The following is a 22,576-nucleotide window of genomic DNA, read 5'->3' as shown; positions in this document are numbered from 1 at the left end:
GAACATCCTTCCAGCGAGGACGAATCCTCACAGTTCAGATGTCAACCAAACTCGGGGCAGACCCCCTCGGTCCACTCATCGGGGGAGTCGGGTTCGCCACGGTTTTCCTTTCGTCTCTGCTCGGCTTCGCCCCGTGGAGCCTGTTTTGGCTCGTCGTCGCCGCGTCCGCGGGCCTCGGGTTCCTCAACTCCGCTCTCGCCGTCCTCCTCGAAGAATCGGCGTACCACCGGTTCTCAAGGACTCGAGACGTCCTCAACCTGCTTGCTGCCGGCGCCATCGAACCCGTCTGGTTCCACGCCGCCCACGCGTGGTGGCGCACCATCGGCCTCGTCCGCGCCGTCACCCGGCGGAAAGCAGAATGGGGAACGCAACAAAGAGCCGGTTTCACACCGACGCGATCCCGCTAATGTCTCAACCGATGCAAGGAACTATCTGGGTAGCGTCACATCTCGTCGTCGTCGTCGGCTGCCTTTCACTTCGCCGAACGCGCCGGCATCGACGCGAACGTTCTGCGCGACGTGCTCGACGCCGGACCCATGGCGTCGGTCGTATCGCGGGGTAAGGCTCAGAAGCTTACCGACGACGACCTGGCGGCGCAGGCGGCGATCGCCGACGTGCTCAAGAACGCGCGGCTCGCCGAGACGGCGGCAGACGCGGCCGGCTCCGCCCACCCGCTGATCACGGCCAGTCGCGAGCTCTACGAGAGCGCGGTCGCCGACGGCAGGGGAGAGCTCGACATGATCGGCGTCATCGCCGCTCTCCAGGCGCGTGCCGATGCGCGAGCGCCCGGGCCCTGGACTCTCGAGCTCACCCCGTTCGACGACTCCGACGCTGACCGCCTCAGACAGGGCCAGCGCCAGGAGCTCGACGCGCGCTACGGTTCCGACGATCACGAACCGGGTGCGGCGCCGTCGGTCCGTGGTTCCGGGATCGCCAGCGCGGTGCTTCGCAAGTTGGAGGAGCAGGCTCGTCCCCTCGGTGCCGACGTCTCGTGCTGGAGACCGGTACGGCTCAGCCCGACGCGATCCGCTTCTACCAGCGCGAGGGATACGCGCCTATCCCGCTGTTCGGTTCGTATGCCGGGTCGGACGTGTTGGTCCGCTTCGGCCGCGACCTCCTCGTCCCGCGCTGACCGATCCGCACGCTCGGGCGCGGAAGGCTGGTCAGAACGACAGCCGTTCCAGCGGATTGTCCGCGAGCTTTTCGATGACGCCGCCGTCGACGAGGCGTCGTGCCGCGGTGTCGGGCTTGCGTGCCGCCTGGTCGAGCACACAGGCGCCGAACTCCGCGGCGAGCGCTCCCCGGGGATAGACCGCGAGCACCTCACGGCGAAACGCTTCGGGAAGCGCCTCCGGCCGGGCACCCGAGATATCGAGACCGGTCGCGACCTCCAAGAGGTATCCCTCGGCATCCATCGCCGGATCGACCCGCGGCCAGTTGTGCCGCACGATCACATCGAGCGCGCGGGCGCGACGCTCCACCGGCCACCCCGCCCCGGCCGCGAGCGCGACAGCGACGTGACCCCCGGCGTGCTCGTACGAGACGGTGTGGCTGTCGAACGCGGTGACGGTGCCGATGTCGTGCAGCACGGCGGCGACGTAGAGCAGCTCGTGGTCCACCTCGGCGATGCCGTCGATGCGCGCGAACGCTTCGGCCCAGAGCCAGGAGCGCAGGGCGTGGGCCGTGATCGCGGGCGACTGGTACTGGCGGGCGAGTTCGAGCGCTCCGCGCGCAGCCAGGGTGTCGGGTGCGTGGAAGTCGGTGAGGCGCATGGATCCAGTCTCGCGACGGACGCGCCCACAGAGGATGCCGGGGCCGGTCGAGCCTCGACGTATTCCTGCCAGACAAGGTGGCCAGAACTCACAGCCGGCGCCCAGCCTCACGGGACCAAATCGGGCGCATCCTCTGTTGGAACGAGTGATGCCGCAGCCAGCGGCATCGCAGAGGAGACACCATGTCGAAGGACTACCGCAAGACGCCCGGGGCGCTCAGCCGCCTCACCGACCAGCAGTACGCCGTGACACAGGACGAGGGCACCGAGTCTCCGTTCCGAAACGCGTACTGGAACCTGCACGACGACGGCATCTACGTTGATGTCGTTTCGGGGCAGCCGTTGTTCTCGTCGAACGACAAGTTCGACAGCGGCACGGGATGGCCGAGCTTCACCCGCCCGATCGATCCGGATGCCGTGGTCACGACCACCGATCGGACGCTCTGGATGACGCGCACCGAGGTGCGCTCCTCCGGCGCGGACAGCCACCTCGGTCACGTCTTCGACGACGGCCCGCGCGCCGAGGGCGGACTGCGCTACTGCATGAACTCGGCGTCGCTGCGCTTCGTGCCCGTCGATGAGCTCGCAGACCAGGGTTACGGTGAGTATCTCGGCCTTTTCCCCACCCCCGACAGCCCCACTTCCGAGGAGGATGCAGCATGACCAGCGGACCCAGCGACACCGGAGCGATCACCCAGCCGGCCGGCACCGAGACCGCGATTCTCGCGGGCGGCTGCTTCTGGGGAATGGAGGATCTGATCCGTCGCCAGCCCGGAGTGATCAGCACCCGCGTGGGGTACACGGGAGGTCAGAACGACCACGCGACCTACCGCAATCACCCCGGTCATGCCGAGGCGGTCGAGATCGTGTTCGACCCGAGCGCGACCACCTACCGTGACATCCTGGCGTTCTTCTTCCAGATCCACGACCCGTCGACGCTGAACCGCCAGGGCAACGACATCGGTACGAGCTACCGTTCGGCCATCTTCCCCGTCACGCCCGAGCAGGAGCGCGTCGCTCGTGACACCATCGCCGACGTCGACGCCTCCGGCCTGTGGCCGGCTCCCGCCGTCACCACGATCGAGCCCCTTGGATCGTTCTGGGAGGCGGAGCCCGAGCATCAGGACTACCTGCTGCGCTATCCGAACGGCTACACCTGCCACTTCCCGCGAGCGGGCTGGGTGCTGCCGTCCCGCGCTGACGCCTGATCGACGGTCCGTGCGCCTCGAAGCTGTGAGCCGCACATCTTCGGGGCGTACCGTCAGGCCATGAGTACACCGAGCACGACCACGACCTCGTCCGCCAGCGCCCCCCTCGGCCTCGGATCGGTGCTGGTCGGCTCTCTGCCGTCCGCGCTGATGACTGCCGACGCCCCCGCCCGCTACACCGTCGAGGCGGTGTTCACTCGGCGCCCGCAGCGTGAGGAGATCGCCGAGATCCTCGGCGATGAGACGCGGGAGACCCTCGTCCGTGAGGGGTATCCCACGGTCGAGCTCACGGTCTCCGACCGTCGGCTGGAGATCGCGAACACCACTCTCGAAGAGCTCCGCGACGGCCTGGGCAGCGTGCTCGCCGAACGTCTCGCCGCCATCAGTGACCACGCGCACGAGCGTCGCGATGCGGCCGCGCGGCGCGACGAGAAGACGGCGGAGAGCGAGCGCGAGCGAGCCGCGGCCGTCGTCGCCCTCGCCGCCTCGGTCAGCTTCGGGGCCGGCGCGAACGTTGCCGGATGATGCCGAAGACGATCGTGCCGATGAACAGCACGATGCCGATGATGGCGAGCCACAGCAGGCCCGGGAAGGCGAAGCCGACGATGGACAGTACTGCCCAGGCGACGAGCAGGATGATGAGTACGGTCCACATGGTCCCGACCCTACGCGCCTTTCCCGCCCGGCGGGCCGGATCGTGCGGACCGGCGCCCGAGAGGCGCGGTCAGCACTCCCACAGGCCGCTGTGAGATGGTGGGGACATGCTCCACTGCGGTGATGGCATACCGACCTGAAGGGACGGTGCCATGCCTGCCTGGTGGGAAGAGATGTTGCACATCGTGACCGGTCGTGTCAGCCGACACGACGATCTGCCCGATCTGCGGGGGCTCGCGACGCGTCGGGTCGCGCTCGAGAAGACGCATTTCCTGGTCAACGACCGCGAGCGGCGCGGTGATGAGCGGCGCACCTACGTCATGCGCCACGTCGCTCCGACCCGGCACGACGTCGCTTCGGTCGCCGTCTCCTCCAACGGGCGAGGTGTCGGCTCACTGCCGCACGAGGTCGCCGTCTCGGTCGCACCGATCCTGCACCGCCTCGGAGGCGCCGCTCTCATCAACGGCGTCGGGTCCCGACCGGGAAGCCTCCGGCTGTGGGTGGATCTGCCGACTTCGACGGCGCTCGCCGACTTCGCCGTGCACCGCGACGGGAAACGTCGCGGTGCACGACTCATGACGCGTCGCACCCGGCTCTGACGCTGCCGCGGAGCACAATGTCCTCATGGCCGACCCGATCTGGAAGAACGACCCCGACGAGCACGACTTCCCCGCGGCGGAGGACTATCTCCGCCTGATCGCCGCCCCTGAGCGCGCAGGTTCTCTCATCGCCGCTCTGCGGACAAGGGCGACGGTGACGAAGAAGGCGAAGGACATCCTCCGTGCGGCGGGTCTGCCGATTCTCCCCACGGACAACCCGCACGTCGCCGACGATCTCCGCAAGGTCCGTGCGGGAAAGCCGTTGTCGCCCGTGCTTATCGTGCACGGGGACCTCACGCGCGGTCTTCCCGCACAGATCGCCGACGGCTATCACCGGGTTTGCGCGAGTTGGTATCTCGACGAGAACACCGAGATCCCGTGCCGCATCGTCGGCCCCGACGCCGCGGCGTGAGCGCATGACCCTGGAGACGCTCGCGCTCGTCGGCGCGGTCGCGTTGCTCGGCCCCCTCCTGTCAGCGGGCACGCGATGGCGCGTGCCGGTCGTGATCGGCGAGCTCGTCGCCGGCATGATCATCGGTGCGTCGGGCCTGCATCTGGTCGACACCACCGACGCCACGTTCAGCTTTCTGGCAACGCTCGGATTCGGTCTCACGATGTTCGTCGCGGGGACGCATGTGCCTCTGCGTGACGCCCGTCTGCGGCCCGCCCTCGGCCGCGGCGCGCTGCACGCGATCGTCGTCGGCATCGCTGCGGCCTGTGCGGGGTGGGCCCTCGCCGCTGTCTTCGACACGGGCCACGCTGCCATCTACGCCGTCGTGATGGCCTCCTCCTCCGCCGCGCTCGTGCTGCCGGCCGTGCAGCAGACGCGCCTGGGCGGTGCGCAGCTCCTGCCCACGATCGCGCAGGTCGCGATCGCCGACACCGCCTGCATCGTCGCGTTGCCGCTGGCGATGGATCCCGAGCGCGCACCGGTCGCCGCCGTCGGTGCGCTCGGGATCGCGGCCGTCGCTTCGCTGCTCGCCCTCGCCCTGAGGTGGGCGGATCGTGGCGACCGGTGGAAGCGTCTGCGCGAGACGAGCAAAGCGCATGAGCTTGCGATCGAGTTGCGCGTCAGCCTGATCCTCGTCTGCAGCCTCGGCGCGCTCGCGACGGTGTCGCACGTTTCCGTGCTGCTGGCCGGGTTCGCCGGGGGCCTGGCTGTTGCCAGCGCCGGCGAGCCGCGGCGGCTCGCGCGCCAGCTGTTCGCGGTGACGGAGGGGTTCCTGTCGCCGCTCTACTTCGTGTGGCTGGGATCGTCGCTCTCGCTGGGCAGTCTCCTGGCGTCGCCGTCGTACCTCCTGCTCGGACTGCTGCTCGGCGTCGGTGCACTGATCGCGCACCTCGTCGGCGCGCTGATGCACCAGCATCCACTGTGGGCCGTCATCGCGGCGGCGCAACTCGGCGTTCCCATCGCCGCAGCGACGATCGGCGCCGAGACGGGCGCGCTCGCCGCGGGGGAGCAGGCTGCGCTCGTGCTCGGCGCGATCATCACCATTGGAGCCCTCGCGGCCGCCGCCGCGGTCGCGTCGGGCCGCGCGTCGTTCTCGCCGACGGGAACGCAGGCAGCGGGCGCCGCGCCCGGGTCGGTGACGCGCTCGGGGCGCCCGCCGACCTGATCGGCTGGTTCAACCTGCGTTGCGGACCTCGTCCAGCGCGGCATCCAGCGTCGCAAGGATGGCCGCGCACCGCTCCACATCCTCGCGGGTGCCGGCCAGCTCGAACTCGAACAGGACGGGGCGCCCCGACGTCTGTGACAGCTGCCGCGCGGCGGCCTGATAGTAGTCGCCGAAGTTGCGGTTGCCCGATCCGATGATCCCGACCATTCGTCGTCGCGTCATGGGCGAGCGCAGGAACGCCCGCACGCCGGCCGGCAGGGTGACCTCGTCGGCGTTGCCGGCCTTGTACGACGGCGTGAGCAGGACCCAGGGGCCGCTCGGCTCGCCGCGCCTCACGTCGGAGCGGGCGAGATTGAGCACCCGCCGACCGTCGATCCGCGCGAGAGCCTCCGCGAACCGGCCGGTGAGGTTCGACGAGGAGGAGTAGTAGTACACGGGGATCTTCCGCATGTCGACAGTCTCATCGGATGCCGCCGCGTCCGCTCGCCGCATCGGCGTGACAAACCCTCGGCGGCGGCCGCATCCACGTCGCTTGTGTGGTCAGACCACATATGTCATACTGATCTCAGACAGGCCCGAGAGCCCTCGGACCCGGAAAGCGATGACGCGGACACCGTGTCCGCGCCGGGTAGGAGAACCCACAATGTCCACCTCGATCGATGCTCTGGTCGAAGGCGCACAAGCCGCGCTCGCAGAGTACGCATCCTTCACGCAGGAACAGGTCGACCACATCGTCCGCAAGGCGAGCGTCGCGGCCCTGCACTTCCATGGCGAACTCGCGCTCATGGCGGTCGAAGAGACCGGCCGCGGCCTGTTCGAGGACAAGGCCGTGAAGAACATGTTCGCCTGCGAGCACGTGACGAACTCGATCATCAATCAGAAGACGGTCGGCGTCATCTCGCACGACGAGATCACCGGCATCACCGAGATCGCCGACCCGGTCGGCGTCATCTGCGCGCTGACGCCGGTCACCAACCCGACCTCGACCGCCATCTTCAAGTCGCTCATCGCGCTGAAGACCCGCAACCCGATCGTGTTCGGCTTCCACCCGGCGGCCCAGAAGTGTTCCGTCGCCGCGGCGAAGATCGTCCGCGACGCGGCGATCGCCGCGGGCGCTCCGGAGAACTGCATCCAGTGGATCGAAGAGCCTTCGATGGAGGCGTCCGGCGAGCTGATGAACCACCCGGGCGTCGCCCTCATCCTCGCCACGGGTGGCAACGCGATGGTCCGCGCCGCCTACTCGTGCGGCAAGCCCGCCCTCGGCGTCGGCGCCGGCAACGTCCCGGCCTTCATCGAACGCACCGCCAAGGTGGGCCGCGCCGTCAACGACATCGTCCTGTCGAAGTCCTTCGACATGGGCATGGTGTGCGCCAGCGAGCAGGCCGTCATCCTCGACGAGCCGATCGCGGCAGAGGCCCTCGCCGAGTTCGCGCGTCTGCACGCCTACATGGCGACGCCCGCCGAGAAGCGCCTGCTCGAGGAGTTCATCTTCGGCGTCACGGCCGACAGCGAGAACTGTGCCGGCGCCAAGCTGAACCCGACCGTCGTCGGCCAGTCGCCGCAGTGGATCGCGGAGCACGCGGGCTTCACCGTTCCGGAGAACACGTCGATCATCCTCGCCGAGGTCGGCAGCGTCGGCCCGCAGGAGCCTCTCACGCGCGAGAAGCTCGCGCCGGTGCTCGCCGTGCTGCGCGCGAAGACGCCGGCGGAGGGCATCGACCTCGCGCGCCAGATGGTCGACTTCGACGGTCTCGGCCACTCGGGTGCGATCCACTCCAACGACCAGGACGTCATCGCTCAGTTCGGCGCCGTCGTCAAGGCCGTCCGCATCATCGAGAACAGCCCGTCGGCCCTCGGCGGTATCGGTGACATCTACAACGCGTTCATGCCGTCGCTGACCCTCGGCTGCGGCTCCTACGGACACAACTCGGTCTCCAACAACGTCTCGGCGGTGAACCTCTTGAACGTCAAGCGCATCGGGCGTCGCAACAACAACCTGCAGTGGTTCAAGATCCCGGCGAAGACCTACTTCGAGCCGAACGCCGTCCGCTACCTCGCCGACATGCGCGGCGTCGAGCGCGTGACCATCGTCACCGACGAGACCATGACCAAGCTCGGCTACGTCGACAAGATCATGGATGTGCTGAACCGGCGTGACAACCGCGTGCAGGTGCAGCTGATCAACACCGTCAAGCCGGAGCCGAAGGTCTCCGAGGTGCGCGCCGGCGCCGACCTCATGCGTCAGTTCCAGCCCGACACGATCATCGCCCTCGGTGGCGGATCGCCGATGGACGCGTCCAAGGTGATGTGGCTGCTGTACGAGAACCCCGAGGTGGAGTTCTCCGACATGTGCGAGAAGTTCTTCGACGTGCGCAAGCGCGCGTTCAAGTTCCCCGAGCTCGGCAAGAAGGCGAAGCTCGTCTGCATCCCGACCACCTCGGGCACCGGCAGCGAGATGACCCCGTTCGCCGTCATCACCGACGACGAGAGCGGCATGAAGTACCCGCTCGCCGACTACGCGCTCACCCCGTCGGTCGCGATCATCGACCCCGTGCTCACCAAGGTGCTGCCCGGTTTCCTGGTCGCCGACGCGGGCTTCGACGCGCTGACGCACGCCACCGAGGCCTTCGTGTCGGTGTACGCGAACGACTACACCGACGGCCTGTGCCTGCACGCGATCAAACTCATCTTCGAGAACATCGAGCGCAGCACCAAGGCGCAGCCGAACTCGACGGATGCCGAGGACATCAAGGCCCGCGAGAAGATGCACAACGCGGCATCCATCTCGGGTATGGCCTTCGGAAACGCGTTCCTCGGGATCGTCCACGCCATGGCGCACGTGACCGGCGCGACCTATCACCTGGTGCACGGCCGCACGAACGCGGTCTACCTGCCCCACGTGATCCGCTACAACGGCACCGTCCCGACCAAGCTGACCAGCTGGCCGAAGTACGAGCGCTACATCGCGCCCGAGCGGTTCCAGGAGATCGCCAAGCACCTCGGCCTTCCGGCATCCACCCCGGAGGAGGGCGTGGAAAGCTACGCCCGCGCCGTCGAGGAGCTGCGCGACCGAGTCGGCATCGAGCGGTCGTTCCAGCAGCAGGGCGTCGACGAGACCACCTTCATCTCGGGCCTGCAGGAGCTCGCCCTGGCCGCGTACCGCGACCAGTGCGCTCCGGCGAACCCGCGGATGCCGATGATCGAGGACATGAAGACCCTCATGGAGGCCGCCTACTACGGCACCTCCTTCGAGGAGGTGCGCGCGGCCCGCAAGGTCGCCCACGCCGAGAGCGAGGCCGTGACGGGAACCGTGCGCACGGCGCCCGCCAAGGCGACGGCCAAGAAGGCCAAGGCCAGCGCCTGACCGACGCTGCGGAACGAAGGGGGCCGGGGGAGCATACCCGGCCCCCTTCTCCGCGCCTGCTCGATCTCCGTACCCTGGAGGCATGCACATGCCACGCCGTCTGCGGTTCGGGGACATCGCCCCCTGGGCCGTGACGGCGCTCGCCGCCATCGGAGCAATCGTCCTGGGGCTGGTCGCGCTGGGGGCGGGTGCCGCGGCTCCCGCGACGCCGCCCGGAGCGGAGACCGCAGCAGCGGCGGCGCCACCCGGTTCGGCGTCGCCGACGGCGGCCCGGGTCGGAGCCCCCGAGAACACGACCGCGTACGACATCGCCGCGCTTCGGCAGATCGACGTGTGGTCGGTGACGCCCGGCATCCCCGTCGATGACGCGCCGTTCGCGCCGACGACCGGTGAGCTCGCCACGCCGCTGACGGCGGCCCCCATCTTCGCCGACCCCGCCGGACAGCCGCTCGGGTACCTGCCGCGCGACGCCGCGTACGGCGGCACGGTCGTTCCCGTCGTCGAGCGCCAATCGCACTGGGTCAAGGTCCTGCTCGCCGGCCGGCAGGGTGTTCCGCCGGACGGCAACCCCGCGCAGACGGTCGGCTGGCTTCGCGCCGCGGATATCGAGCTGACGCCCGTGACCGCCTATGTCGAGGTGCACCTGGCCGACCACACGATCGATATCGTCTCCGCATCCGGTGTGGAACGGGTCGCCAGCGACTTCGCGTGGGGCAAGCCGTCGACGCCGACGCCCGTGGGGCGCACGTTCGTGATGCTGACGCGCGTCGTCCCGGAGTTCGCCTACACACAGGGCCATCCGCTCGTGTATCTCGGGGTGCAGTCCGCGACGATGGCGGGCTTCGACGGCGGCACGGTCGCCGTGACCGCCTTCCACTACTACCGCGAGCGCTCCGGAGCGAACTCGTTCGGCTGCATCTACCTCGACGGCCCGGCCACCGATCGGCTCGCGCAGCTGCCGCCGGGGACCCCCGTGATCGTCTACCCGTAGGGCACGTCCCACCCCCGAACGCGATGAAGCGTTGCGCGTTTGGGGTAAGCGCCGCCGCTCCCGCCCAGTTCGAAGAGATCGAGCATGAGAAAGACGGGATAGGAGGGAGATTGCGCCCATCGCCCGACCAGTCTGCCCTCGCAGCCGATGAGCGTCTCGCGCCCGTCCCAGATCACCGTCCAGGTGTGCGCCGTCGCGGCATCCACCGGCACCTCGATCTCCCGCATCTCCGTGATCAGCCGCGGGTCGTGGTGGCTCTTGATGCCGGTGCGAACCGTCGTCGGCATGCCGACCGCCGCCGCATCGATCTCGGAGATACAGATCTCTCCCGCCTCCGTGGGAGCGCGATGCTCGGTTCCCACCAGCCAGGCCGCTGTGATGCAGCCCGGATCTGTGCTTGCGCTCAGCGTGATCTCGATGCGGCCGCGAGAGGGCGCGAAGAGCAGTCGTGTGGGCGTGTGGGTGCGTACGAGCAGCCCGTCGCCGCGATGGCGGTGTGTTCCCCTCGGCGAGCCGACCGGGCCGGAGAACGCGCCGGTCTGCAGGTTGGAGACGCGCAGCGGTGCGTCCTCGGCCCGCCAATCGGGCTGATCGCTCTCGATGCGCAGTTCGAGCCCGTCTGCGACGGAGAGCGTGCGTGCGGCCGCGCGCCGCGCCGTGGTCCAGTGCGACAGGTAGGCGGGGATCCACCGTCGCTCGTCGATGCCGTCGTGGAACTCGTCGTCGAACACCGGGAGTCGACGCGGAGGTGAAGGCACCTCGTCGCGGGGTGAGCCGGGCGGTCGCATCGGATCGGTTCGCATACGGGATGCTCTCACGGGGCCCCGACACCCGCTCCGCGTCATCCGCTGGTCGCCGCGGTGGGCCCCGTGCCGGCGAGGAGCGCCCTCCACAGGGGCCGTTCGCGTCGAGCGTGCGATCGCTACGATGACCGGGTGCGCTTCGAGTTCGACGGTGAGATCTTCCGCTGGTCGGCCCGACAGGAGGACTGGTACTTCGTCGAGCTGCCGGCCGAGGCCAGCGCCGATATCCGCGAGCTGCCACGACCGCCGCGCGGGTTCGGCGCGGTACGCGTGCAGGTCGGCATCGGTGGGTCGCGCTGGCGCACCTCGGTCTTCCCCGACGCCGAGCGCGGGCGCTACGTGCTGCCGTTGAAACGCTCGGTGCGCGAAGCGGAAGCCATCGACCTCGCAGCCCCGGTCCACGTCCACCTCGAGGTGCAGGATGGGTGATCCGGCCGCCGCCCTCGCCGCGGCCGCCTTCGTCGTCGCCGCGGTCGTCGGCGTGATCCTCACGATCGTCGATCTGCGCACCCACCGCCTGCCCAATGCCCTCGTGCTTCCCGCGCTCGCCGTCACGCTCGCGCTGTTCGCGGCATCCTGTGCGGTCGGTGCCCCCTGGGCGGCGTTCCTGCGGGCGGCTGCGGCCGGGGCGGTGCTGTTCGCCTTCTTCCTGATGCTGCGCATCATCGGGCGGGGCGCGATGGGCGGCGGCGACGTGAAACTCGCTGCGCTCGTGGGGGTGCTCCTCGGCTGGGTCGGCTGGTCGGCTGTCCTCCTCGGCGTCGTCGCCGCCTTCCTGCTGGGCGGTGTCGTCGGCATCGTCCTCCTGCTGACGCGACGTGCCTCGCGCTCGACGCGCATCCCGTTCGGTCCTTTCCTCGTCGCGGGGACGTGGATCGGACTGCTGGCCGCCGCCCTCTGACCGCGGTGGGCGCTGTCAAGGCCCCCCGGCGCGACGGTGCGGCCGCATAGTCTGGGCGCCATGGACATCTCTCGCGTCGTCGCTCGCGCACTGTCGCTGACGCCCGTTCGCGCGTTCCTCCGCTACAGCGAGCGCCGCGGCGCCATGCTCGCCGACAGTGTCACCTATCGCACGCTGTTCAGCGTGTTCGCCGCGGCACTGCTCGGCTTCTCCGCCGCTGCCCTCTGGCTCTCCGGCAACCCGGAGGCATGGCAGGCGCTGATCGCGTCGGTCGACCGCACGATCCCCGGTCTCGTGGGGGAGAACGGCCTGATCAAGGTGGATGAGATCGATGTGTCGATCGGTCTGTCGATCGCCGGCATCGTCTCGCTCGTCGGCCTCGTGGGGGCGGCGATCGGTGCGATCGGGTCGCTGCGCGCCGCGATGCGGATCATGTGCGACAAGCTGACGGACGACGTGCCCTTCTGGCTCGTCCTGCTGCGCAACGTCGCGCTCGCCGTCGTCGTCGGGGTGGCTCTGGTCGCCTCGGCGCTCGTCACGATGCTGGGTACGGCCGGCCTCGATCTGGTCGCACAGTGGTTCGGTGTTGCCCGCGACGGTGTGGCCATCGCCTGGGGCACGCGACTGCTCGCGATCCTCGTGACGTTCGTGCTGGATGCCGCGGTCATCGCGGTCTTGTTCCGTGTGCTCTCGGGTGTACGCGCCCCGGCGAAGGCGCTCTGGACGGGCGCGGTGCTCGGTGCCGTCGGGCTCACGGTCCTTCAGCTGCTGTCGGGTCTGTTCGTCGGCGGCGCGTCGGCGAACCCCCTTCTGGCATCGTTTGCCGCGCTGATCGCGTTGCTGCTCTGGATCAACCTCTCCGCGCAGGTGATCCTCATCGCTACGGCCTACGTCTTCACGCTCGTCGAGGAACAGGACGACCGGGTCCGAACCCGCTACGGCGCGTCGACGTTCGCGCAGCGCCGCGTGCAGACAGCCGAGAACGCGCTCGCGCGGGCCGCCGCCGACCTGGATGCGGCGCGGCGCGCGGAGCAGGATGAGCGCGAGCGCGCCAGCGCTCCAGAGGATGCCGTGTAACGACGAGGTAAGCGCCTCGTGAAGATGACTCCCGCCGATGTGCATCCCGCGGGGGCGCACGTTAGCGTGTGATCTGTGTCAGAACCCGAAGCCGTGACCGGTCCCACCTCCGCGCCTCATGCGCTCCACGCAACCCACCCGCTGGCGCTGGCGCCGGTGACCGGGCCCGCCAGTTCCGTGGACGGATTCGTCCGACAGTTCCTGCGCAACCTCAACTACGAGCGGGGCGTGCCGCTGTCGGCGTCCACCCCGAACGACCGCTACTTCGCGTTCGCGATGACCGTCCGCGACTACCTCATGGCGCGCTGGCTCGAGGACCTCCGCCGACAGCGTGTCGTCCAGGCCAAGGGCGTCTGCTACCTCTCCGCCGAGTATCTGCTGGGCCGCCAGCTCGACAACAATCTGCTCGCGAGCGGCCTCACGGAGATCGCGACCGAGGCGATGGCCGCCTGCGGCATCGACATCGAGGAGCTGCGTGCGCAGGAGGTCGAGCCCGGACTCGGCAACGGCGGCCTCGGGCGCCTCGCGGCCTGTTTCATCGACTCGCTCGCGACGATGGGCGTGCCCAACATCGGCTACGGCATCCGCTACGAGTACGGCATCTTCCGGCAGACGTTCGTCGACGGACAGCAGGTCGAGCAGCCGGACGCGTGGCTGACGCTCGGTTCGCCCTGGGAGTTCCCGCACCCCGAGGCGGCACGCCGCATCTCCTTCGGCGGACACACCGAGACCTACGACGACGCCGGCGTCACCCGGTCGCGCTGGGTGCCGGGCTGGGACGTGCTCGCCGTCCCCTACAACTACATGGTGCCCGGCTACCTCAACGGGCGCGTCAACACGCTGCGGTTGTGGAGTGCCAAGGCGACCGACTCGTTCGACCTGCGCGTCTTCAACTCCGGCGACTACGAGGAGGCCGTCCGAGCCCAGACGTTCGCCGAGAACATCTCCAAGGTCCTCTACCCCGAGGACTCCACGCCGCAGGGCAAGGAGCTGCGTCTGCAGCAGCAGTACTTCTTCGTCGCGGCATCCATCGGCGACTTCCTGGAGCACACTCTCCCGGCCGACTTCGACATCCACAAGCTCCCGGACCGCGTCATCTTCCAGCTCAACGACACCCACCCGGTGATCGGCGTTCCCGAACTCATGCGCGTGCTCGTCGACGAGCGCAAGCTCGAGTGGGATGCCGCGTGGACGATCACGCAGCAGTGCTTCGCCTACACGTGCCACACGCTGCTGCCGGAGGCGCTCGAAGTGTGGTCGGTCGACCTTCTGGGACGCCTCCTGCCGCGCCACCTGGAGATCATCTACCGCATCAACGAGGAGTTCCTCGAGGCGGTGCGTGAACGCTACGGCGATGACGAGATGCGTATCCGCAACATGTCGATCATCGGTGAGTTCCCGGAGCGCAGCGTCCGGATGGCGTACCTCGCCACGGTCGCCGGAGCGAAGGTGAACGGCGTCGCCGAGCTCCACTCGCAGCTGCTGCGCGACAAGGTGCTGCCCGACTTCAACGACTTCTTCCCGGGCAAGTTCACGAACGTCACCAACGGCATCACACCGCGCCGATTCGTGCGGCTGGCCAACCCCGGGCTGTCGGGGCTCATCACCGAGGCCATCGGCACCGGTTGGCTCACCGACCTCGAGCGTCTCCGGGAGCTCGAGGCGTACGCCGAGGATCCCCAGTTCCGTCAGGCGTTCGCCGAGGTCAAGGCCGCCAACAAGCGTCGCCTGGGCGATGTGCTGCGCGCGCGCGACGGCCTCGAGATCAGCGACGGCCACATGCTCGACGTCATGGTCAAGCGTCTGCACGAGTACAAGCGGCAGATGCTCAAGCTCCTTCACGTGGTCACGCAGTACGAGAGCATCGTGTCGGGGCGGGTCGCGGCATCCGACGTGCTCCCGCGCACCGTCATCTTCGGCGCGAAGGCGGCCCCCGGCTATGCCATGGCCAAGCGCATCATCCACCTCATCAACGCCGTCGGAGAGGTCGTCAACACCGACCCCCGCGTCGAGGGGCGCCTGAAGGTGCTGTTCCCGCCGAACTACAACGTCACGCTCGCCGAGCGGCTCATCCCGGCCGCCGACCTGTCGGAGCAGATCTCGCTCGCGGGCAAGGAGGCCTCGGGCACGGGCAACATGAAGTTCGCGCTCAACGGGGCGTTGACGATCGGCACCGACGACGGCGCGAACGTCGAGATCCGTCAGCTCGTGGGCGATGACAACTTCTTCCTCTTCGGCATGAGCGAGCCCGAAGTGGAGGCGCTGTGGGCCCGGGGTTACAAGCCCGCCGACTTCTACCAGGGTGACGAGAACCTCCGCCGGGCGATGGATCTCATCGCCTCCGGCGCGTTCTCGGGCGGCGATCGCAGCGTGTTCGAGCCGATCGTGTCGAACCTGCTCTACGACGACCGCTTCATGGTGCTGGCCGACTACTCGTCGTACGTCGCGACGCAGGAGCGGGCGGATGCCGCCTACGTCGACCAGGATGCGTGGACCCGGTCCGCGATCCTGAACGTCGCGCGCTCCGGCTTCTTCTCGTCCGACCGCTCGATGCGCGACTATATCGAGCGCATCTGGCACACGCCGCCCCTGCTCTGAGAGCTGTCAGCGGCTTCGACTCGCTGCGCTCGCTCAACGACCGGCCCGCCTCGCGTCCCGGTCGTTGAGCGAGGAGCGCAGCGACGAGTCGAAGCGCGCCGCCGCGCCTCGCCCTGCCCGTCCGCAACTGCAAGGCGTGCTGACCGGCACGCCGCCTCCGCGAGGGATGCGGCGGCGTGTCGCGCGGCATCCCTTGCATGTCGGCTCGCGCCTGTGCACGCGGTGTCAGCGGGCGTAGCGTTCGACGAAAGCCCGCAGGATGCTGCCGGTGTGCACGACGGGCAGACGCCGCACGGCGTCGAGGGTGAGATCCAACTCGTCGGGCGCGAAGTACCCGTAGCCGGCGTAGGCGCGCACGCGGGTCGAGATGCCCTCGACGTCGCACTCCGGGTGGAACTGTGTGGCGTAGACGTTCCTGCCGACGCGGAACATCTGCACGGGACAGGCTTCGCCTCGAACGAGCAGTGTCGCCGTCGCCGGCAGCGCGGAGATCGCCTCCTTATGGCCGACGAATGCCGCGAAGCGGTCGGGCAGGCCGGCCAGGAGCGGGTCGTCGTGCCCGGCGCCGGTCTTGTCGACCTCGATGACACTGATGGGTTCCCGGTAGGTGCCGTCGATGACAGCGCCCTGATGTGCGCCGAGGGTTCCCACGCCGTAGCAGGCGCCGAAGAAGGGGAGGTCCCGCGCCACCACCTCGTCGAGAAGGGCGGCGATCTCCGCCTCGACCCGCCGCTGTGCGGGTGACTTCTTCTCGATCGGGTCCGACGCGTTGAACGGCCCGCCGCCCACGAAGATGCCCGAGTATGCGTCCAGGTCCACCTTTCCGAGGGGCTCTGCCTCCACCCGTACTCGGACGAGCTCGTCCGGCGACAGCCCGGTGAAGCGACGGAAAAGGGCGTACTCCTCGTCGGCGGGTACGTCCTCCGCCCGGGTCCCGAGCAGCAGGAACGGCTTCATCCTCGGACCGTTTCGATGTACGAGATGAGGGCTTCCAAGGTGGCGGCGACGGCGGGGTTTCGAGGCCCCTCGTCGCGAGCGACGGCCCAGTAGGCGAGAGGGTGCGCGTAGGCGCCGTCCAGCACCCGGGTCAGGCGCGGGTCGGCGTCGCCGAGGAAATCGGGCAGGATGCCGATGCCCGCTCCGGCCGCCGTCGCCTCGACGTGTGCGAAGACGCTCGTCGAACGGACGGATGCCGGCGAGTCCGGCAGCTCCTGCAGCGCGCGGTCGAGCTCATCGACCTGCAGCGAGCTCTCCACGTAGTACACGAGGGGGTGTGCGGCCAGCTCGGCGATCGAGTCGGGCCTACCCGCCTCGTCGAGATAGTCGGGTGTCGCGTAGAGACGAAGCGCGTACGCGCAGACCGGCGTCGCGTACGCCCGCAGCACCTGAGGTCGACCGACGACGATCTCCAGATCGACGCCGGAGCGGTTCTGGCGGACACGCTGCGTCGCCGAGAGCAGCTCGACCGCGAGCTGCGGGTGCTCGCGTCGCAGAGCGGTCATCGCCGGTGCGAGGAAGACCGAGGTGAAGGCATCGGGGGCGGAGACGCGCACCATGCCGTGCACGGCATCGGCGTTCTCCCCGTCGATGAGCTCGCGCAGTGACGCTTCGATGCGCTCGGCGATCGTCACCGCACGGTGACCGAGATCGGTGACCTCCCAGCCGCCGGCGGTGCGGACCAGGACACGTCCTCCCATCGCGGACTCGAGCGCCGTGACCCGACGGGACACCGTGGAGTGATTGACCCCGAGAACCTCGGCGGCGGCCGTGTAGCGACCCAGGCGCGCGACCGACAGGAATGTCATCAGCGCGTCCAGTGGGGGATCCGGGGGAGCGGCAGGCATGCCGACGAGTGTGCACCAGTGCACACCTGCGGTGCAAGTTTGCGGCGAGTGTGTGCATTGATCCACGGTCACGCGGTGCCTACGCTGGCCACGGGCGACGTCGAGGACGACGGCGGCCACTGCCCGCGACGACGACCGTCGCCGGTGTCGAAGGGAGTCTCATGTCCACGATCGCCTTCATCGGATTGGGTCACATGGGTGCGCCCATGTCGGCGCACCTCGTTGCCGCGGGGCACACCGTCCATGGCGTCGACCTCAACCCCGCTGCTGCGGCGGCCGCCGCCGAGCGGGGAGTGCAGATCGTCTCCTCGGTTGCCGAGGCCCTCGACGGCGCGGATGCCGCGATCACCTCGCTGCCCAAGCCCGAGCACGTCCGCGGCGTGTACGGGGGCATCGACGGCATCCTTGCGCACGCGGCGCCGTCGACCTTGCTGCTGGACACCTCGACCGTCGACGTGGAGACATCGCGCTGGTGCCACGCCGGAGCGCAGCAGCGCGGTCTGTCGTTCGTGGATGCGCCGATCTCCGGCGGAACCGCGGGCGCGGAGGCGCGCACGCTGACGTTCATGCTCGGCGGAGGTGCCGCCGACGTGGAGAGGGCGCGGGAGGTCGTGGCGCCGATGGCGGGCAACGTCATCGCCTGCGGTGAGGCGGGAGCCGGCATCGCCGCGAAGCTCGTCAACAACATGATGCTCTTCATCTCGGTCATGGCCGTGTCGGAAGGCTCGCAACTCGCGGAGCAGCTCGGTCTGGATCCGCAGGTGTTCTGGGACGTCGCCCGCGTCTCGTCGGCCGACTCGTGGGCGCTGCGCACCTGGTATCCGGTGCCGGGCATCGTCGAGAAGGCGGCGGCGAACAAGAATTTCGACGCGACCTTCTCCGTTGAGCTCGCCCGCAAGGACTGCGCACTGGCCGTACAGGCCGGAGACGACACCGGCGTGCACCTGCCGGCGGCGCGTCTCGCGCTCGGCCAGCTCGACGACCTCATCGCCGAAGGCCTGGGGGGCAAGGACTGCACGCTGGTCGCGCGGTTCGCCTCGCCGGACGGCACCCTCCGCGGCTACGACCCGTCCCGCGACGGCGCGTCCGCCGCCTGACCCGCCATCCCCTGCACACCCCGATCGAGAGGGCAATCCATGACCACCGCATCCGCACCGCAGACCTCCGCCGATCCCACCGGCTCGGTCACCGTGATCCCGCACATCGTCGCCGGAGAACGCGTCAGCCCCCAAGGCCGGACCGGTCCGGTCTTCAACCCCGCCTCGGGCCGGCAGAGCGGAGACGTCGCCCTGGCCTCGGCCGCGTTCGTCAACGAGGCCGCCCGCCGCGCCCAGGCCGCTCAGCGTGGTTGGCGCGACACCGGCCTCGGCAAACGTCAGCAGGTGATGTTCCGCCTCCGCGAGATCGTCGCCTCCCGCGCCGAGGAGCTGGCCCGCATCATCACCGCCGAGCACGGCAAGACGGTGGACGATGCCCTCGGCGAAGTGGCTCGAGGGCTCGAGAACGTCGAGTTCTGCACCAGTCTGATGCACCACCTCAAGGGCGACTACTCCGAGCAGGTCGCGTCGGGCGTCGACGTGCACCAGGTGCGTCAGCCGGTGGGTGTGGTCGCGTGCATCACGCCGTTCAACTTCCCCGCGATGGTGCCGCTGTGGATGGTGACGACCGCCATTGCCGCCGGCAACGCCGTGATCCTCAAGCCCAGCGAGCGCGACCCGTCGGCGGCGGTGTGGCTGGCCGAGGCCTTCGCCGAGGCGGGGCTTCCCGACGGCATCCTGAACGTCGTCCACGGCGACAAGGAGGCGGTCGACGCACTGCTGGACGACCCGATCGTGCGCGCCGTGTCGTTCGTAGGCTCGACCCCGATCGCCAGGTACATCTACGCGCGTGCCGCCGAGAACGGCAAGCGCGTGCAGGCGCTGGGCGGAGCGAAGAACCACATGATCGTCATGCCCGATGCCGATCTGGACGCCGCCGCGGATGCCGCGGTCTCGGCGGCTTACGGCTCGGCGGGGGAGCGCTGCATGGCCGTGTCGGTCGTCGTCGCGGTCGGCGACGTCGCCGACCCGCTGGTCGCGAAGGTCGCCGAGCGCATCGGCGGACTCGTCGTCGGCGACGGCACCGACCCCGACAGCGACATGGGCCCGCTGATCACGCGCGATGCCCTCGAGCGTGTCCGCGGCTTCGTCGCGGGAGCTGCGGACGAGGGCGCCCGCATCGTGGTGGACGGCCGCGAGCTCGCGGTGGACGGCGACGGGTTCTTCATCGGACCGTCGCTCGTCGACGCCGTGACGCCGGGCATGCGCGTCTACGACGAGGAGATCTTCGGGCCGGTGCTCTCGGTCGTGCGTGTCGCCTCCTACGACGACGCCGTTGCGCTGATCAACGACAACCGCTACGCCAACGGCACCGCGGTGTTCACCCGCGACGGCAAGACCGCCCGCCAGTTCGAGTACGACATCGAGGTCGGAATGGTCGGGGTCAACGTCCCCATTCCCGTGCCGATCGGGGCGTTCTCGTTCGGCGGCTGGAAGGACTCGCTGTTCGGCGACACGCACATGTACGGCCCGGAGGCGTTCAACTTCTACACGCGCCGGAAGGTCGTCACGACGCGGTGGCCCGACCCCAGCGAGAGCCAGATCAGCCTGGGCTTCCCGACCCACTGAATCGTCCAGGATAGGCTGGAGTTCCACATTCCGCTCCATCGTCGGAGGTACACCATGGCGATCGCACGACTGCACGGAGGCCCGCTGGACGGGCAGGTCCTTCCCCTGGCCGACGAGAGCCAGGACCGGCTGATCCTGCCCTACAGCGAGACCCAGATCGTCTACGAGCGCACCGGCGCGGCCGAGAACACCGGCGAGGGTGACGGCCCGACGTCCGCCGAGTTCCACTTCGTGGAGGCGGAGGACGACATCGATCCCGACCCCGACGGCCGGGACGAGTGACGCCGCAGCCCCAGCGCGCGCTCGAGATCGAGCTGACGTTCGACGTCCACGGCGACACCCCGCTGCCCGACCTGTCGGGTCTGCCGGGTGTCGCCGTCGTCGATGGGCCCGCGCGTCGCGACCTCGATGCCCGGTACTTGGACGTGCCGGGCTTCGCCCTGGGGCGCGCCGGCTACGCGGTGCGCCGCCGCACCGGAGGACCGGACGAGGGATGGCACATCAAGGGGCCCAAGACCGCCGACGGCGGGCGGCTCGAGACGCACTGGCCGCTCGATGAGGCGCCAGCGAGCGCGCCCGCCGGTGAGGTGACCGTCCCGGATGCCGTCGCCGACGCCGTGGCCGAGATCGCCGCCGGAGACCTGGCGCCGATTGCCCGCATCGTCAACGACCGCCATGCCTACGCCCTCCGCGACGAGGTGGGCGCGCTCGTCGCGGAGTTCGTCGACGACCACGTCGTCGCGACCGACGAGGTCCGCGGTGTGCAGACGACGTGGCGCGAGTGGGAGTTCGAGCTGGGTCCTGCCGCGCCGGCCGACGGTGCCCGCACCGCGCTCTTCGACGCGGTCACCGCTGCCGTCGCGGCGGTGGGCGGACGCCCCGCGGCATCCGATTCCAAGCTCGCTCGCACGCTCGGGCTCTGACGGCCGTCCGTCCCGTCTCGTCGCTTTCGCCTGCGGATGGCGTCGAGAAGGGACGGACGAACGGACGTCGGATGCCGGAAACCACTGACGCCGCCCCCGGCTTCGGTTGGGGCGGCGTCAGTCGTAGGAGTCAGCGTACTCCAGAGCTCACGGAGCTCAGAGGTTGATCATGTGTCCCGCGAGACCGTGGAAGGCCTCCTGCAGAGCCTCGGACAGCGTCGGGTGGGTGTGCACGTTGCGCGCCAGCTCCAGAGCGGTCAGGTCCCACTTCTGGGCGAGGGTGAGCTCCGGCAGCAGCTCCGACACGTCGGGGCCGATGAGGTGGCCGCCGACGAGCTCGAGGTGCTCGGCATCCGCGATGAGCTTGACGAAGCCGACCGGCTCGCCGAGGCCGTGCGCCTTGCCGTTGGCCATGAAGGGGAAGGTCGCGACCTTGTACTCGCGTCCGGTCTCCTTGTACTGAGCCTCGGTGTAGCCGAACGACGCCACCTGCGGCGAGCAGAAGGTCGCACGTGGCATCATGCGGTAGTCGCCGAGGGCCATGGTCTCCGCGCCACCGATCGTCTCGGCGGCGACGACGCCCTGCGCCTCGGCGACGTGGGCGAGCTGCAGCTTGGCCGTGACGTCACCGATGGCGTAGATGCCCTCGACGTTGGTACGCATGAAGTCGTCGATCTCGATGGCACCGCGCTCGGTGAGCTTCACACCGGTGTTCTCCAGGCCGAAGCCCTCGACCCGGGGAGCGAAGCCGATCGACATGAGCACCTTGTCGGCTTCGATCGAGCCCTGCGCACCGCTCTTGTTGTCGGTGTAGGTCACCGTGACCTTGTCGCCGGAGTCGACGACCGACTCCACCTTGGTCGAGACGAGGATGTCGACCCCGAGGTTCTTGTACTGCTTCGCGATCTCCTTCGAGACGTCCGCGTCCTCGTTGGGGAGGGCCCGGTCGAGGAACTCGATGATCGTGACCTTCACGCCGTAGTTCGTCATGACGTAGGCGAACTCCATGCCGATGGCGCCGGCGCCGACGATGACGATCGAGTTCGGCAGATCGCGCGTGAGGATCTGCTCCTCGTACGTCACGACGTTCTCGCTCAGCGTCACGCCCGGGAGCAGGCGCACCGTCGAGCCGGTCGCGATGATGACGTTGTCGAAGGTGACCTCTTCGGTGGAGCCGTCGCTCTTGGCGACCGAGATCGCCTTGGGGCCGGTGAAGGTGCCCCGGCCCTCGAACTCGGTGACCTTGTTCTTCTTCATCAGGTAGTGGATGCCCTTGACGCGGCCGTCGGCGACGACGCGCGACCGGTCCCACGCCGTGCCGAAGTCGAGGCTGAACTCACCCGTGATGCCGAAGAAGTCGGCCTTGTGCTTCAGGGTGTGGGCGATCTCGGCGTTCTTCAGAAGCGCCTTGGAGGGGATGCAGCCGACGTTGAGGCAGACACCGCCCCAATACTTCTCTTCGATGATGGCGACGGACTGGCCGAGCTGCGCGGCGCGGACCGCCGCGACATAGCCACCAGGGCCGGCACCGAGGACGACGACGTTGAAATGAGGCATGCTC

At 69.1% G+C, this 22,576-nt stretch carries 25 protein-coding genes and 1 pseudogene; 19 read left to right on the top strand and 7 right to left on the bottom strand.

Going from position 1 to position 22,576, the window contains the following annotated elements; all coding sequences use genetic code 11:
• The first annotated feature begins 38 nt into the window (after nt 1–38).
• From AS96_RS05525 to AS96_RS15655, 3 genes and pseudogenes are all read left to right on the top strand, one after another.
• A complete protein-coding gene (locus tag AS96_RS05525; protein ID WP_036286572.1) occupies nt 39–407 on the top strand; it encodes a hypothetical protein in 369 nt (122 codons plus the stop codon).
• Nucleotides 408–446: 39 nt separating this feature from the next.
• Nucleotides 447–746 (top strand): annotated as a pseudogene (locus AS96_RS15980) (NAD-binding protein); the annotation flags it as partial.
• Between the two features lie 245 nt (nt 747–991).
• Entirely contained in the window at nt 992–1,132 is a 141-nt protein-coding gene (locus AS96_RS15655) for a hypothetical protein (protein WP_231477127.1), read from the top strand.
• 31 nt (nt 1,133–1,163) lie between these two features.
• Here the strand turns inward: AS96_RS15655 and AS96_RS05515 are convergent, their stop codons facing one another.
• Entirely contained in the window at nt 1,164–1,772 is a 609-nt protein-coding gene (locus AS96_RS05515) for an HD domain-containing protein (protein WP_036286571.1), read from the bottom strand.
• A 182-nt stretch (nt 1,773–1,954) separates the two neighbouring features.
• Here AS96_RS05515 and msrB point away from each other — a divergent pair, with 182 nt between their 5' ends.
• Genes msrB through AS96_RS05500 form a run of 3 tightly spaced genes read left to right on the top strand, consistent with a single transcriptional unit; the run spans nt 1,955 to nt 3,504 of the window.
• A complete protein-coding gene (msrB, locus tag AS96_RS05510; RefSeq protein ID WP_036286569.1) occupies nt 1,955–2,434 on the top strand; it encodes a peptide-methionine (R)-S-oxide reductase MsrB in 480 nt (159 codons plus the stop codon).
• Nucleotides 2,431–2,979, top strand: coding sequence for a peptide-methionine (S)-S-oxide reductase MsrA (gene msrA, locus AS96_RS05505; RefSeq protein WP_016465389.1), 549 nt, complete (start codon nt 2,431–2,433; stop codon nt 2,977–2,979). Before msrB ends, msrA begins: the two co-directional genes overlap by 4 nt.
• A 60-nt stretch (nt 2,980–3,039) precedes the next feature.
• On the top strand, nt 3,040–3,504 hold the full coding sequence (locus AS96_RS05500) for a hypothetical protein (protein WP_036286566.1): 465 nt from the start codon (nt 3,040–3,042) through the stop codon (nt 3,502–3,504).
• On the opposite strand, the gene AS96_RS15435 is transcribed toward AS96_RS05500, so the two are convergent.
• Nucleotides 3,470–3,634 carry a hypothetical protein gene (locus AS96_RS15435; RefSeq protein ID WP_005049019.1) on the bottom strand — a complete coding sequence of 55 codons (165 nt, stop codon included), beginning with the start codon at nt 3,632–3,634 and terminating at the stop codon, nt 3,470–3,472. The genes AS96_RS05500 and AS96_RS15435 overlap by 35 nt on opposite strands.
• Before the next feature lie 151 nt (nt 3,635–3,785).
• Between AS96_RS15435 and AS96_RS05490 the strand changes: the two genes are divergently transcribed.
• The 3 genes from AS96_RS05490 to AS96_RS05480 are packed head-to-tail and all read left to right on the top strand — an operon-like array spanning nt 3,786 to nt 5,848.
• Nucleotides 3,786–4,232, top strand: coding sequence for a hypothetical protein (locus tag AS96_RS05490; RefSeq protein ID WP_051498761.1), 447 nt, complete (start codon nt 3,786–3,788; stop codon nt 4,230–4,232).
• A 25-nt stretch (nt 4,233–4,257) separates the two neighbouring features.
• The gene (locus tag AS96_RS05485; protein WP_036286560.1) at nt 4,258–4,644 is read left to right on the top strand and encodes a hypothetical protein; all 387 of its coding nucleotides are present in this window, start codon (nt 4,258–4,260) and stop codon (nt 4,642–4,644) included.
• Between the two features lie 4 nt (nt 4,645–4,648).
• Nucleotides 4,649–5,848 (top strand): cation:proton antiporter, encoded by a 1,200-nt coding sequence (locus AS96_RS05480; protein ID WP_036286557.1) that lies wholly within the window; start codon nt 4,649–4,651, stop codon nt 5,846–5,848.
• Between the two features lie 9 nt (nt 5,849–5,857).
• Here the strand turns inward: AS96_RS05480 and nrdI are convergent, their stop codons facing one another.
• Nucleotides 5,858–6,298 (bottom strand): class Ib ribonucleoside-diphosphate reductase assembly flavoprotein NrdI, encoded by a 441-nt coding sequence (gene nrdI, locus AS96_RS05475; protein WP_005049028.1) that lies wholly within the window; start codon nt 6,296–6,298, stop codon nt 5,858–5,860.
• Between the two features lie 193 nt (nt 6,299–6,491).
• Between nrdI and adhE the strand changes: the two genes are divergently transcribed.
• Together adhE and AS96_RS05465 are read left to right on the top strand one after the other, a co-directional pair.
• Nucleotides 6,492–9,212, top strand: coding sequence for a bifunctional acetaldehyde-CoA/alcohol dehydrogenase (gene adhE, locus AS96_RS05470; protein WP_036286554.1), 2,721 nt, complete (start codon nt 6,492–6,494; stop codon nt 9,210–9,212).
• Nucleotides 9,213–9,294: 82 nt separating this feature from the next.
• A complete protein-coding gene (locus AS96_RS05465; RefSeq protein WP_231477125.1) occupies nt 9,295–10,203 on the top strand; it encodes a L,D-transpeptidase in 909 nt (302 codons plus the stop codon).
• Here AS96_RS05465 and AS96_RS05460 read toward each other — a convergent pair.
• Entirely contained in the window at nt 10,194–11,006 is an 813-nt protein-coding gene (locus tag AS96_RS05460; RefSeq protein WP_231477123.1) for a hypothetical protein, read from the bottom strand. The two genes, AS96_RS05465 and AS96_RS05460, sit on opposite strands and share 10 nt — an antisense overlap.
• A 132-nt stretch (nt 11,007–11,138) precedes the next feature.
• Between AS96_RS05460 and AS96_RS05455 the strand changes: the two genes are divergently transcribed.
• The 4 genes from AS96_RS05455 to AS96_RS05440 all read left to right on the top strand — a co-directional run bounded on the left by AS96_RS05455 (nt 11,139) and on the right by AS96_RS05440 (nt 15,582).
• A complete protein-coding gene (locus tag AS96_RS05455) occupies nt 11,139–11,435 on the top strand; it encodes a DUF1905 domain-containing protein (protein WP_005049039.1) in 297 nt (98 codons plus the stop codon).
• Nucleotides 11,428–11,907, top strand: a complete 480-nt coding sequence (locus AS96_RS05450) for a prepilin peptidase (RefSeq protein ID WP_016465383.1) — start codon at nt 11,428–11,430, stop codon at nt 11,905–11,907. Before AS96_RS05455 ends, AS96_RS05450 begins: the two co-directional genes overlap by 8 nt.
• A 60-nt stretch (nt 11,908–11,967) precedes the next feature.
• The gene (locus AS96_RS05445) at nt 11,968–12,984 is read left to right on the top strand and encodes a YihY/virulence factor BrkB family protein (RefSeq protein WP_005049042.1); all 1,017 of its coding nucleotides are present in this window, start codon (nt 11,968–11,970) and stop codon (nt 12,982–12,984) included.
• Between the two features lie 75 nt (nt 12,985–13,059).
• Nucleotides 13,060–15,582, top strand: a complete 2,523-nt coding sequence (locus tag AS96_RS05440) for a glycogen/starch/alpha-glucan phosphorylase (RefSeq protein WP_036286545.1) — start codon at nt 13,060–13,062, stop codon at nt 15,580–15,582.
• A 225-nt stretch (nt 15,583–15,807) separates the two neighbouring features.
• On the opposite strand, the gene AS96_RS05435 is transcribed toward AS96_RS05440, so the two are convergent.
• Together AS96_RS05435 and AS96_RS05430 are read right to left on the bottom strand one after the other, a co-directional pair.
• A complete protein-coding gene (locus tag AS96_RS05435; RefSeq protein WP_036286542.1) occupies nt 15,808–16,539 on the bottom strand; it encodes a glutamine amidotransferase in 732 nt (243 codons plus the stop codon).
• The gene (locus AS96_RS05430) at nt 16,536–17,387 is read right to left on the bottom strand and encodes a LysR family transcriptional regulator (RefSeq protein ID WP_036286540.1); all 852 of its coding nucleotides are present in this window, start codon (nt 17,385–17,387) and stop codon (nt 16,536–16,538) included. Before AS96_RS05430 ends, AS96_RS05435 begins: the two co-directional genes overlap by 4 nt.
• 200 nt (nt 17,388–17,587) lie before the next feature.
• Here AS96_RS05430 and AS96_RS05425 point away from each other — a divergent pair, with 200 nt between their 5' ends.
• Genes AS96_RS05425 through AS96_RS05410 form a run of 4 tightly spaced genes read left to right on the top strand, consistent with a single transcriptional unit; the run spans nt 17,588 to nt 21,015 of the window.
• Nucleotides 17,588–18,523 (top strand): NAD(P)-dependent oxidoreductase, encoded by a 936-nt coding sequence (locus tag AS96_RS05425; RefSeq protein ID WP_016465379.1) that lies wholly within the window; start codon nt 17,588–17,590, stop codon nt 18,521–18,523.
• Between the two features lie 39 nt (nt 18,524–18,562).
• Complete coding sequence (locus AS96_RS05420) at nt 18,563–20,092, top strand: CoA-acylating methylmalonate-semialdehyde dehydrogenase (protein WP_036286538.1); 1,530 nt, start codon at nt 18,563–18,565, stop codon at nt 20,090–20,092.
• Between the two features lie 54 nt (nt 20,093–20,146).
• Nucleotides 20,147–20,374 carry a hypothetical protein gene (locus AS96_RS05415; RefSeq protein WP_036286536.1) on the top strand — a complete coding sequence of 76 codons (228 nt, stop codon included), beginning with the start codon at nt 20,147–20,149 and terminating at the stop codon, nt 20,372–20,374.
• Nucleotides 20,371–21,015: a CYTH domain-containing protein gene (locus AS96_RS05410; protein ID WP_036286534.1), complete on the top strand. Its 645-nt coding sequence runs from the start codon at nt 20,371–20,373 to the stop codon at nt 21,013–21,015. The genes AS96_RS05415 and AS96_RS05410 overlap by 4 nt, the downstream gene beginning before the upstream one ends.
• A gap of 156 nt (nt 21,016–21,171) precedes the next feature.
• On the opposite strand, the gene lpdA is transcribed toward AS96_RS05410, so the two are convergent.
• Complete coding sequence (lpdA, locus tag AS96_RS05405) at nt 21,172–22,572, bottom strand: dihydrolipoyl dehydrogenase (RefSeq protein ID WP_036286532.1); 1,401 nt, start codon at nt 22,570–22,572, stop codon at nt 21,172–21,174.
• Nucleotides 22,573–22,576: the final 4 nt, after the last annotated feature.

The organism is Microbacterium sp. MRS-1, assembly GCF_000585455.1.
Taxonomy (GTDB): domain Bacteria; phylum Actinomycetota; class Actinomycetes; order Actinomycetales; family Microbacteriaceae; genus Microbacterium; species Microbacterium laevaniformans.
Note: the sequence above shows the minus strand (reverse complement) of the source record. Positions and strands in the feature narration are given on the sequence as shown.

What these genes read in the sequence shown, in the direction of transcription:
- lpdA (WP_036286532.1), bottom strand. Translation starts at nt 22,572, where the DNA reads ATGCCTCATTTCAACGTCGTCGTCCTCGGTGCCGGCCCTGGTGGCTAT.
- msrA (WP_016465389.1), top strand. Translation starts at nt 2,431, where the DNA reads ATGACCAGCGGACCCAGCGACACCGGAGCGATCACCCAGCCGGCCGGC.
- AS96_RS05435 (WP_036286542.1), bottom strand. Translation starts at nt 16,539, where the DNA reads ATGAAGCCGTTCCTGCTGCTCGGGACCCGGGCGGAGGACGTACCCGCC.
- AS96_RS05415 (WP_036286536.1), top strand. Translation starts at nt 20,147, where the DNA reads ATGGCGATCGCACGACTGCACGGAGGCCCGCTGGACGGGCAGGTCCTT.
- nrdI (WP_005049028.1), bottom strand. Translation starts at nt 6,298, where the DNA reads ATGCGGAAGATCCCCGTGTACTACTACTCCTCCTCGTCGAACCTCACC.
- AS96_RS05425 (WP_016465379.1), top strand. Translation starts at nt 17,588, where the DNA reads ATGTCCACGATCGCCTTCATCGGATTGGGTCACATGGGTGCGCCCATG.
- AS96_RS05430 (WP_036286540.1), bottom strand. Translation starts at nt 17,387, where the DNA reads ATGACATTCCTGTCGGTCGCGCGCCTGGGTCGCTACACGGCCGCCGCC.
- AS96_RS05445 (WP_005049042.1), top strand. Translation starts at nt 11,968, where the DNA reads ATGGACATCTCTCGCGTCGTCGCTCGCGCACTGTCGCTGACGCCCGTT.
- AS96_RS05500 (WP_036286566.1), top strand. Translation starts at nt 3,040, where the DNA reads ATGAGTACACCGAGCACGACCACGACCTCGTCCGCCAGCGCCCCCCTC.
- AS96_RS05420 (WP_036286538.1), top strand. Translation starts at nt 18,563, where the DNA reads ATGACCACCGCATCCGCACCGCAGACCTCCGCCGATCCCACCGGCTCG.
- adhE (WP_036286554.1), top strand. Translation starts at nt 6,492, where the DNA reads ATGTCCACCTCGATCGATGCTCTGGTCGAAGGCGCACAAGCCGCGCTC.
- AS96_RS05480 (WP_036286557.1), top strand. Translation starts at nt 4,649, where the DNA reads ATGACCCTGGAGACGCTCGCGCTCGTCGGCGCGGTCGCGTTGCTCGGC.
- AS96_RS05515 (WP_036286571.1), bottom strand. Translation starts at nt 1,772, where the DNA reads ATGCGCCTCACCGACTTCCACGCACCCGACACCCTGGCTGCGCGCGGA.
- msrB (WP_036286569.1), top strand. Translation starts at nt 1,955, where the DNA reads ATGTCGAAGGACTACCGCAAGACGCCCGGGGCGCTCAGCCGCCTCACC.
- AS96_RS05460 (WP_231477123.1), bottom strand. Translation starts at nt 11,006, where the DNA reads ATGCGAACCGATCCGATGCGACCGCCCGGCTCACCCCGCGACGAGGTG.
- AS96_RS05490 (WP_051498761.1), top strand. Translation starts at nt 3,786, where the DNA reads ATGCCTGCCTGGTGGGAAGAGATGTTGCACATCGTGACCGGTCGTGTC.
- AS96_RS05525 (WP_036286572.1), top strand. Translation starts at nt 39, where the DNA reads ATGTCAACCAAACTCGGGGCAGACCCCCTCGGTCCACTCATCGGGGGA.
- AS96_RS05465 (WP_231477125.1), top strand. Translation starts at nt 9,295, where the DNA reads ATGCACATGCCACGCCGTCTGCGGTTCGGGGACATCGCCCCCTGGGCC.
- AS96_RS05485 (WP_036286560.1), top strand. Translation starts at nt 4,258, where the DNA reads ATGGCCGACCCGATCTGGAAGAACGACCCCGACGAGCACGACTTCCCC.
- AS96_RS05450 (WP_016465383.1), top strand. Translation starts at nt 11,428, where the DNA reads ATGGGTGATCCGGCCGCCGCCCTCGCCGCGGCCGCCTTCGTCGTCGCC.
- AS96_RS15435 (WP_005049019.1), bottom strand. Translation starts at nt 3,634, where the DNA reads ATGTGGACCGTACTCATCATCCTGCTCGTCGCCTGGGCAGTACTGTCC.